Annotated in this window: 5 protein-coding genes; 1 reads left to right on the top strand and 4 read right to left on the bottom strand. The window is 72.6% G+C overall.

Annotated elements, in window-relative coordinates:
• Nucleotides 1-138: 138 nt before the first annotated feature.
• Complete coding sequence (gene eccCa, locus V7E46_RS15905) at nucleotides 139-4,104, top strand: type VII secretion protein EccCa (RefSeq protein WP_333769025.1); 3,966 nt, start codon at nucleotides 139-141, stop codon at nucleotides 4,102-4,104.
• A 476-nt stretch (nucleotides 4,105-4,580) separates the two neighbouring features.
• Here eccCa and V7E46_RS15910 read toward each other — a convergent pair whose 3' ends face one another.
• From V7E46_RS15910 to V7E46_RS15925, 4 genes are all read right to left on the bottom strand, one after another.
• A complete protein-coding gene (locus tag V7E46_RS15910) occupies nucleotides 4,581-5,930 on the bottom strand; it encodes a S8 family serine peptidase (protein ID WP_333769026.1) in 1,350 nt (449 codons plus the stop codon).
• Nucleotides 5,931-5,935: 5 nt separating this feature from the next.
• On the bottom strand, nucleotides 5,936-9,247 hold the full coding sequence (locus V7E46_RS15915) for a right-handed parallel beta-helix repeat-containing protein (protein ID WP_333769027.1): 3,312 nt from the start codon (nucleotides 9,245-9,247) through the stop codon (nucleotides 5,936-5,938).
• Between the two features lie 113 nt (nucleotides 9,248-9,360).
• Nucleotides 9,361-10,011: a helix-turn-helix transcriptional regulator gene (locus tag V7E46_RS15920; protein ID WP_333769028.1), complete on the bottom strand. Its 651-nt coding sequence runs from the start codon at nucleotides 10,009-10,011 to the stop codon at nucleotides 9,361-9,363.
• 6 nt (nucleotides 10,012-10,017) lie between these two features.
• On the bottom strand, nucleotides 10,018-10,273 hold a 256-nt coding region (locus tag V7E46_RS15925), incomplete at its 5' end, for a hypothetical protein (protein ID WP_333769029.1).

Below are 10,273 nucleotides of genomic sequence, written 5' to 3' on the forward strand. Positions count from 1 at the left end.
CAGATGTGCCCGTTCGTCTCCGAATGGGCATGATAAAGACTCCACAGGTCGGCGGCCCCCGGCACCGGGCGACAATCAGCGGACAGCCGCGGGTCCGAGGACCGGGCGCGGTTTCAAGACCGGGAAGGGCCATCTGCGTTGAGCGTCATCCTGTTCCGCCGGCCGCCGCGGCGGCTGGGCCCCGCGATGCCGGGCGGCGAGCTGCAACTCCAGGAGCCGCCCGATCTGCCCGAGACCCCGAGCGGCATGTCGGGGATGGTGAGCTACGCGCCGATGGCACTCGGCTCGCTCGCGATGGTGATGATCTTTCTCCGGCCGGGCTCCGGCGGCACACTCAGCTACGTGGCGATCGGCCTGATGGTGGTCTCCGCCGTCGGCATGGTGACCAGCCAGATGATCCGCTCCGCCGGCGAGCGCAAGCGGCGGATCAGGCGCGAGCGGCGCGACTACCTGCGCTACCTGTCGATCACCCGCCGGCAGGTGCGCAAGGCCATCGAGCAGCAGCGCCGTTCGGAGGCCTGGCGCCATCCGGAGCCGCTGGCGCTCTGGTCGGTGGCGCGCACCACCCGGCTGTGGGAACGGCGCACCACCCACCCCGACTTCGGCGAGGTGCGGATCGGACTGGGCCAGCAGCGGCTCGCGTTGACTCTCTCGCCGCTGACCACCAAGCCCGTCGAGGACCTCGAACCGCTCAGCGCGCACGCGCTGCGGCGGCTCGTCCGCGCGTACGGCACGGTGCCGGACCAGCCGACCGCGGTGTACCTGCGGGCCTACGCGAGGATCCTGCTGCGCGGCGACGCCGACGCGATCCGGTCCGTCGCCCGCGCGGTGCTCTGCCAGCTCGCGACCTTCCACTCCGCCGAGGACCTGCGCATCGTCATCGTGACCGATCCCCAGTCCCAGGCGCACTGGGAGTGGGCCAAGTGGCTGCCGCACGCGCTGCACTCCAGCGAGACCGACGGGGCCGGCGCGGTGCGGCTGATCACCGACGGCGTGGCCAAGCTGGAGCGGCTGCTCGGCGAGGACTTCGCCGGGCGGGCGCCCTTCGACCCCGAGGCGTCGCCGAACCGCGACGAGCCCCACACGATCGTGCTGCTCGACGTCGGCGTGGTGCCTGCGGGCAGCCGCTTGGCCAACGAGAGCTACCGCAACTCGACGGTTCTCGACCTGCACGGGGCGCTGGAGTGGCGCCCGGAACGCCGGGGCCTGCGGCTATGGGTGGAGCCCGGCATGATCGACCTGGTCGGCAACGACGGCGAGGGGAAGGAGACGCGCACCGCGCTGTGCCGCCCCGACGCCATGACACCGACGGCCGCCGGGGCGCTGGCCCGGCTCATCGCGCCGCACCGCTTGAGCGCGTCGACCGAGACGACGGAACCGCTCGCCGCGGACTTCGAGTTGACCGCGATGCTGGGCATCAACGACCTGTTCGGCCACGATGTCGGCAAGTTGTGGAAGAGCCGCGGCAGCGCCGACCGGCTCAAGGTGCCGCTTGGCATCGCCGCGGGCGGCACCCCCCTCGAACTCGACCTCAAGGAGTCGGCCGAAGGCGGCATGGGCCCGCACGGCCTGCTGATCGGCGCGACCGGCTCCGGCAAGAGCGAACTGCTGCGGACCCTGGTGATGGCGCTCGCGCTGACCCACTCCTCCGAGACGCTCAACTTCGTGCTGGTGGACTTCAAGGGCGGCGCCACGTTCCTCGGCCTCGACACGCTTCCGCACACTTCCGCGGTGATCACCAACCTCGCCGACGAGGAGTCCCTCGTCGCCAGGATGAAGGACGCCCTGCACGGCGAACTGATCCGCCGCCAGGAACTCCTGCGCAGCGCGGGGAACTACCGTTCGGCCCTCGACTACGAGAACGCCCGCGCGGAGGGGGCCCCGCTCGCCCCGCTGCCCGCCCTGTTCGTGGTGGTCGACGAGTTCAGTGAACTGCTGGCCGCGCACCGGGAGTTCATGGACCTGTTCATCATGATCGGCCGGCTCGGCCGCAGCCTCGCGGTGCACCTGCTGCTCGCCTCGCAGCGCCTGGACGAGGGGCGGATGGGGCAACTGGAGTCGCACCTGTCGTACCGCATCGGCCTGCGCACCTTCTCCGCGATGGAGAGCCGCGGCGTGCTGGGCGTCCCCGACGCCTACCAGTTGCCGTCGGCGCCGGGCAACGGGTTCCTGAAGACCGACACCACGACCCTGACCCGATTCAAGGCCGCCTACGTCTCCGGCGCCTACCGGCGGCGCCGGCACGTGGAGCAGGCCGTGATCGCGGGGCAGATCGTCCCCTACGGCACCGGCTACGTCATCCCGCGCGAGCCGGTGCAGATCGCGCCCGAACGAGAGGAGGACACCGACGCGGGCACGCTGCTGACCGTCGCAGCCGACCGGCTGCGCGACGCCGGGCCGCCCGCGTACCAGGTGTGGCTGCCGCCGCTCGACGTGCCGCCCACGATCGACCAGTTGCTGCCGCCGCTCGCGCCCGACCCGGAGCGCGGGCTGACCACGGTCGAGTGGGCCGGACAGGGCCGACTCACCGTGCCCGTCGGCGTGATCGACCGTCCGTTCGACCAAGAGCGCGACCTGCTGATGGCGAACCTGTCGGGCTCCGGCGGCCACGTCGGCATCGCGGGCGGGCCGCAGAGCGGCAAGAGCACCCTGCTGCGCAGCCTCATCGCGGGCCTCGCGCTCAGCCACACCCCGCGCGAGGTGCAGTTCTACTGCCTGGACTTCGGCGGTGGCACGCTGACCGGCCTGGTCGGGCTGCCCCACGTCGGCGGCGTGACGGGCCGGCTCGACCTGGAGCGGGTCGCGCGGACCGTCACCGAGGTCACCTCGCTCATCTCCCGGCGGGAGCGCTACTTCGCCGAGCGCGGCATCGACTCGATCGCCACCTTCCGGCAGCAGCGAGCGGCCGGCGACCTGGCCGACGACCCGCACGGCGACGTGTTCCTCGTCGTCGACGGCTGGGGCACGATGCGCCAGGACTTCATGGACATGCTCCCCACCTTCTCGCTGATCGCCAACCGCGGCCTGAACTACGGCGTCCATCTCGTCGTCACCGCGACGCGTTGGGGCGAGGTGCAGAGCGGGCTGCGTGACCAGCTCGGCACAAGGTTAGAGCTCCGGCTCGGTGACGCGGTCGACTCGATGATCAACATGCGGGCCGCGGCGACCGTACCGAAGCTGCCGGGGCGCGGCATGACCGAGAAGCAACTGCACTTCCTGTCCGCGCTGCCGCGGCTCGACTCCGACGGCGACGCCGCCACGCTCGGCAGTGGCGTCGCCGACCTCGTCGAAGCGGTCAGCGAGGCGTGGAACGGCCCCAAGGCGCCGCCGGTCAGGATGCTCCCGCTGCGGCTGGACGCTGCGACGCTGCCCCGGCCCGAAGGTGACCTGCGGGTCGCGCTCGGCGTCGAGGAACACGAACTGGCGCCGTTCTGGCACGTCTTCGAGACGTCGCCGCACCTGATCGTGATCGGCGACGCGGAGACCGGCAAGACCAACCTGCTCAAACTGATCAGTCAGGCGGTGGCCGAGCGGTACCGGCCCGACGAGGCGCGCGTAGCGCTCGTCGACTTCAGGCGTGAACTGTTTGACGTGGTGCCTGAGGAGAACCGGCTCGGCTACGCCGTGTCGGTCGAGGCGGTGCGGCACATCGTGGACGGCGCCGCGTTCGCCATGCGCAGCCGCGTGCCGGGCCCGGAGATCTCGCCGGCGAGGCTGCGCAAGCACGACTGGTGGACGGGCCCGCAACTCTTCCTCGTCATCGACGACTACGACATGGTCGGCAGCTCCGACAACCCGTTCGCGCCGTTGCTGGAGTACCTGACGCAGGGCACCGAACTGGGACTCCACCTCGTGGTGGCGCGCAGCGCGAACGGCGCGGCGCGCGGTATGAACGATCCGCTGCTGCGGCGGCTGGTCGAGGTCAACACCCCTGTGATGCTGCTCTCCTGCCCGCCGTCGGAGGGCCACCTGATCGGCGACGTGCGTCCGCGGCGACTACCGCCCGGCCGGGCGCAGTACATCACCAGGCGAGGATCCCTTCAGGTGCAGACCGCGATGCTGCCGGAGGGCGCGCACGGGGCGGGACTCGTCCTCGAACACTGAGGGTCCCGCCAGGGAAGCCACGCCGTACGGACGGCACGGGCCGCCGCGTTCCGCTCCGGCGGAGCGTGGCGTGGTGGCCCGTTGCGCTCCGGCGGTGGGTCGGCCGCGCCCCGGCTCCGCGCGCGGCCCGGTGGTGCGCCGGGCGGCTTTCGGCCGGACGCCGCGTCGTTTCGGTGCGAGGGTGCGGTATCTCCGGGCCGAGCGGGGAGGCGGGGTGGCCGTGGCTGACTGCCGCCGGGCCGGTTCGGCCCCGGTCCGGTCCGGTGCGTGGGGACGGCGGTCGTGGGGAGGGATGTGCCCCCGGCTCAGGAGTCCCGCCCGGTGGACACGGGCGGCTCGGCCTGCGGGGGTCCGGTGCCGTGCTTCGGGACGCCGGGCGTCGTCCTCCCAGCGGGCCGGCCATGGCCGAGGCGACGACGCCGGGGCACCTCCTGCCGAAGGCAGCGGGGACAGGTCAGAGATCCGCCGGACGGGGGTCAGCGGCTGGAGGGCGCGCCGCCGAGGGACGGGTCGAGGGTGCCCGGGGACTCCGAGCCGGGTGCCGGGTCCGGCGCCGGATGGCGCAGAGCCTCCTCGGGGCGCGGGGCTGGCAGGTCCAGGTTCGCGTCGGGGGCCGTGCCATCCGGGTCGATGTCGTCGGTGGACTGGCCCAGACGCCGGCGCCTGGTGGTGGCGGTCAACGCGCCGAGCCCCACCAGTACGACGACAGTGAAGGTGCCGCCGGCGACGAGGAGCGCGGTCCGCCCGGCGGTCCGGTGGCGTGGTGGCGGAAGCGTCAACCGCTCGCCCGCCGCGGCGTGCCGGGATGCGGCCCGGTCGCTGAGCACGCCGGACACTGCCGCCTGCGGATCGACCGTGCCGTAGCCGAGCGACGCGTCCGGCAGCGCGGCGGCCGGATGGACGGCAGTGGCCTCCAGCCGCTGGATCAGCCGGGCGGGGGAGGTGGGGCCGCGGTAGGCGTCGACGAGCGCTGCCGTACCCGCGACGAACGCCGTCGCGTAACTGGGGCCGTCGGCGCTGAAACCGCCGCCGCCGGGGCCCGGTCCTGTGACGCCGTCGCCCGGGGCGGCCAGGTCGACGGGCGCGCCCGCCACCTGCGTGCCCGAGGCGGCGGCGGAGCCGTCCGCCGGTGTGTCGGTGACCGACAGCACGCCCGGGTAGGCGGCCGGGTACACGAGTCCGGCGCGCGACTGACCGTCGAACGTCGCGGGCGCCACCACCAGCGAACCCGCCGCGATGGCGCGCTTGACCGCAGAGGCCAGCGCCTTGCTCGGGGTCGCGGTCGGCACCGAGACGTCGATGACCCGCGCGCCACCGGCGACGGCGGCGTCGATGCCCGTGGCGATCAGTGCGGGGGTCGTGGCGCCCTGGTCGTCGGTCACCGCCAGCGACAGGACGTGCGCCCGCGGCGCGACACCGGAGAACCCCGTGGCGGCCGCCCGCCCCGCGATCAGGCCGGCGACGAACGTGCCGTGCCCCACGCAGTCCGTGCCCGCGGGACCCTTGATGCGCGGACCGTCGCTGACCTGCCCGGACAGCTGCGGTACGCCCGACGCGGCCACGCCGGTGTCAATCACCGCGACGGTCACGCCGGAGCCCTGGCTCAACTGCCAGGTGCCGCCGAGGTCGTAACTAAGCGACGGCCAGGACATGCCGGGGGCGTTCGCGCTCGTGGCCCGAACGCAGCTCTGGCCGCTGGTGAACTCCTGGGCGATGTGCGGCAACGAGTCGGCCGAAGCGTACGGCGTCCCGAGGCCGAGCAGCGCCGTGACGGCCGTCCCGAGCAGCGGCACGGTCCGTCGCCGGGGGCGGTGTGACCCGTTCATCCCGCTCAACTCTGCACGGCCGGAACGTCGTCAGGCAGCAGGGTGCTCAGGTCGACCAAGGTCGGCAGCTCGATCCGGTTCAGCCGGCCGGCTTGCGCCGTCATCATGCTCTCGAGCAACTGCCGGGCGTAGCGCGCGTTGCCGAAGGTGCGGCAGCGCGGAGCGGCCTCGAAGTGCGCCCGCAGCTCCTCGACTGTCTCGGGGGTGAGTTCGAACCCGCTGGCGACGGCGTTCCGCCTGGTGATCTCCACCAGCTCGTCCGCGGTGTAGTTCGCGAAGTTCACGTGCCGGGTGAAGCGCGAGGCGAGACCGGGGTTCGAGGCGAGGAACCCGGCCATCTCCTCCGGGTAGCCGGCCACGATCACCACGACCTCGTCGCGGAAGTCCTCCATGAGCTTCACCAGGGTGTCCACCGCCTCCTGGCCGAAGTCGCTCGGCGATCCTGCGGGTGTCAGCGTGTACGCCTCGTCGATGAACAGCACACCGCCGCGCGCGCGATCGAACACCTCTCGGGTGAGGAGGGCGGTGTGGCCGATGTAGCGGCCCACCAGGTCGGCGCGGGCCGCCTCGACGAGCTGGCCGCGGCGGAGCACGCCCAGCTCCGCGAGCAGTTCGCCGTAGAGCCGTGCCACGGTGGTCTTACCGGTGCCGGGCGGCCCGGCGAACACCAGGTGCTGGCTGATCGAGGGCACCGGCAGCCCTGCCTCGGCGCGTCTGCGCGAGGCGTTGAGCAGGTTGACCAGGTCCTCGACCCCGGACTTCACCTCGGCCAGACCGATCATCGCGCGCAAGTCGGCGAGGAGTGCGGAACTGCGAGCCCGCTCGTCCGCGTCCGCGGACCCGCCGGCGGATCTCTCCTCCTCGACGTCCTCGGGCAGCAGGGTGGCCAGGTCGTCCACGCTGATCTCGGCCTGCTCCGCCAGCCGTGACGCCTGACGGTCAATCATCTCCTCGAACACCTTGCGCGCGGCGCGGCCGTTGCCGAAGGCCGGGGCCCTGACCAGCCGGGCGAAGAGCGTGGCCAGCGCGTCCTCCGTGCTCTCGCCGAGCGTGTAGCCGTGCTTCGCGCACATCGAGCCGACGATGGTCACGAGCTCGGCGGGCGCGTAGTCCTCGAACTCGATGGTGCGGCTGAACCGCGAGGCAAGACCGGGGTTGGTCTGGAGGAACGTCCGCGTCTCGTCGGAGTAGCCCGCGACGATGACGACCACCTCGTCGCGGTGGTCCTCCATCAGCTTCACCAGCGTGTCGATGGCCTCGCGGCCGAAGTCGGGTCCTGGGCCCTTCTCCTGGGCGCTGAGGGTGTACGCCTCGTCGATGAACAGCACGCCGCCGATCGCCCGTTCGAAGGTCTCGGTGGTCTTGATCGCGGTGCCGCCGACGATCTGCGCGACGAGGTCGGCCCGCGACACTTCGACGAGATGACCGCTGCGCAGCGCTCCGAGCGAGGCCAGGATGCCGCCGTACAGGCGCGCCACGGTCGTCTTGCCGGTGCCGGGGGGACCCGCGAAGATCAGGTGCCGGCTCATCGGCAGCACCGGCATGCCGGCCTGGCCCCGCCGCTCGGCGAGCTTGTTGAGGTTCACCTGGGTGGCGACCTGCTGCTTGACACCGGCAAGGCCGGTCAGTGCCTCGAGTTCCTCCAGCGGGCTGCGCGGCCGGCCGGGCAACGGGCCGGCGACGGCGGCGATCTCCTCCTCGGCGGCCGCGATCGCCGTCGCGGTGCCGTGGGCGTCGGCCGCGCGGTTGCCGCGGCTGGTGAGGTTCTCCACCGACAGCCGTTCGCTGGGCGTGGTCTGCCGCAGCCCTGAACCGCGGTTGTCCGTGCTCTCCAGCCCGACCAGCGCCACGGGTTCGGTGGAGTCGATCCTGACGCCGTCGCCGCCGTTCCCGGTGAGTCGGCAGCCGGTGAGCGTGGCACGGGCACCGGCGGCGAGCAGTACGCCATGGCTGGTGCTCGACCGCACCAGACAGCGCGTCAGCGTCACCTCGCCCCCCGTCTCGACCGTGACACCCTCGGCTGCCGCGTCCACGACCTCGCAGTCGCGGAACGAGCCGATGCCGCCCCCACCGACCGACACGCCCGCGCCCGCCGCGAACGTCACGTGCGCGATGTGCGGCTTGCCGCCGTCGGCGATCCTGATCCCCGCCTGGCCGACGCCCGAGATCTCGCCGCCGTCGACCCGGCCGCGACCGTCCCGGACGACCTCCAGGCCGTGGCCCTTGGCACCGCGGATGTCCAGCCGGCGCAGCAGCGGGTTGGCGCCGCCCCGGACGCTGACCCCCTGGCCGACGACGTCCCGCACCTCCAGCCGGTCGACCTCGGCCGCCGACTCCTCGTCGAGCAGCATGCCGACGTCGGTGCCGCCGCTGACGGTCGTGCGCGTGAAGGTCGGGCTCGCCGCGCCGCCGACCCAGACCCCCGCCGCCTGCGGGTCGCGGATCGCGCACTCCTCGAAGCGGCCGCGGGACTTCGCCGCGACGTGCACGCCGTGGTTGCCGGTCCGCTCGAAGCGGCAGCGGCGTACGACCGGGTCGGTGCCGCCGGTCAGCGTGAGCCCGTAGCCGGCGGTGCCCGAGAACACCGAGTCCTCGATGGTCACCTGCGACTGGCTGCTGACGAAGACCCCGGCCTCGGAGTCCCGGACCGTGGTGCCGGTGACGCGGGTGGTGCTGTTCTCCTCCAGCGCGATACCGGGCTGGTCGGTCAACGAGATCTCGCAGGAGTCGACGGTGCCGCGCCCCTGGCCGTTGACGCACACGCCGTTGCCGCGGGCGTCGCGCAGGACGCAGTTGCGCACGGTGGGATTGGCCCGCTCGCTGATCACCACGGCGGAGGTCGCCAGGTGCTCGATCACGCAGCTCTCGATGACGCTGCTGACGCTCGACGTGTCCACGATCCCGGCGCCCGCCGGGTTGGTCACGCGGCAGCCGCGCATCGCCAGCGAACCCTGCGCCCTGCTGAGGATCGCGGTCCACGACGAACCGACGACCTCGCAGTCGTCGAACTCGGCCTGCCCCCGTGGCACGTCGACGGCCGGCAGTTCCTCGTCGTTCCCCTGGAGGACCAGACCGGTGAGCTTGACCGCCTCGCTCAGCACCCGGACGACGCAGCCGTGCCGGGGCGCGACCTTGACGCTGCCCCGATTCTCCTCGGCCGTGATCGTCACGACGTGCTCGATAACGAGGTTCTCCTCGTAGTGGCCGGGCCGCACCCTGATGATCGCCCCGTTGCGGGCGTCCGCAAGCGCGGCACCGATGGTGCTGTAACAGCCCCGCTCGCCCGCGGCGACCGTCAGCTGCCGACCCGCTACCATCACGTCCCCTTCGTTCACCGGCGTCGAGGCCGTCGTTCCAGGATCGGGCGCACGCCCGCCGTAAGGGCTGGATCGGCCCAGACCTTGCCCGTTCGTACCCTCGATGATGCCCGTCAGATGACACCCTTGCGGATGGCCTGCGCGACCGCGTGGGTACGGTTGCGCAGCCGCTGGCGCGTCATCAGCGCGTGCAGGATGTTCTTGATGGTCCGTTCGGAATACGACAGCTCGTCCGCGACCTCCCGCAGGCTGCAACCGGCGGCGAGCAGCCGCAGCACGTCGACCTCGCGGCTGTCCATGCCGTGGGAGTTCAGCCCCCGGGGCCCGAGCACGTCACGTTGCAGCGCCCTGATCTGGACCAGCAGTTCGCCCTGCATCTCGGCGGGGAACTCGGCACCGCCGCGGCTGACCGTGAGGATGGCCCGGCACAGGCGCTCCGCGCTGATCTCGCCGCGCGGGACGATCGCGGCCAGCCGCAGTTCGGCCGCCGTGAACAGGTCCGCGCCCCAGCGGTCGTTGAGGATCAGCACGAAGCGCGCGTGGGTGCGCCGCGACAGCTTGTGCAGGGTGCCGACGAAGTCGCGGCTGAGCGTGTCGGCCGCGAGCACGGTCACGTCCGCCTCGGCCTCGCGCTGCTTCGACAGCAGCACGAACTCCGGACGGCCGCGCAGCAGCGCTCCGATTCCGGCCGCGGTCAACGGATCGGAGGCGTGCACCGAGACCAGTTTGGGACCTCTCACGGCCGGTTCAGGGCCTTCGATCACTGCTTGTCACCTTTCGGCATCCGTTCGTCCCTGCGTCGTCCGCGCCGACCTGCCGACCTGCTGGCCGATCACGTTCGCGTCGGCGAGGAGCAGCACGGCACGCGCCCGCGGCACGGCGGTCAGCGCCGCCAGTTCCTGGTCGAACGCCGCCGCGGCCCGGTGCCCGATCGCCGTGCTCCACCCGGGCGGACGGGCGCGGAAGGCTGCCGCCGCGACCAGTGCCGCCGGGTCTCCGGAGGGGGCCGGGTGCGGGGGCCGGGCC

Source organism: Streptomyces sp. IBSBF 2435 (assembly GCF_036815005.1).
Classification (GTDB): Bacteria; Actinomycetota; Actinomycetes; order Streptomycetales; family Streptomycetaceae; genus Actinacidiphila.

Coding starts and splice junctions, on each gene's coding strand:
- V7E46_RS15910 (WP_333769026.1), bottom strand. CDS start 5,930: ATGAACGGGTCACACCGCCCCCGGCGACGGACCGTGCCGCTGCTCGGG.
- V7E46_RS15915 (WP_333769027.1), bottom strand. CDS start 9,247: ATGGTAGCGGGTCGGCAGCTGACGGTCGCCGCGGGCGAGCGGGGCTGT.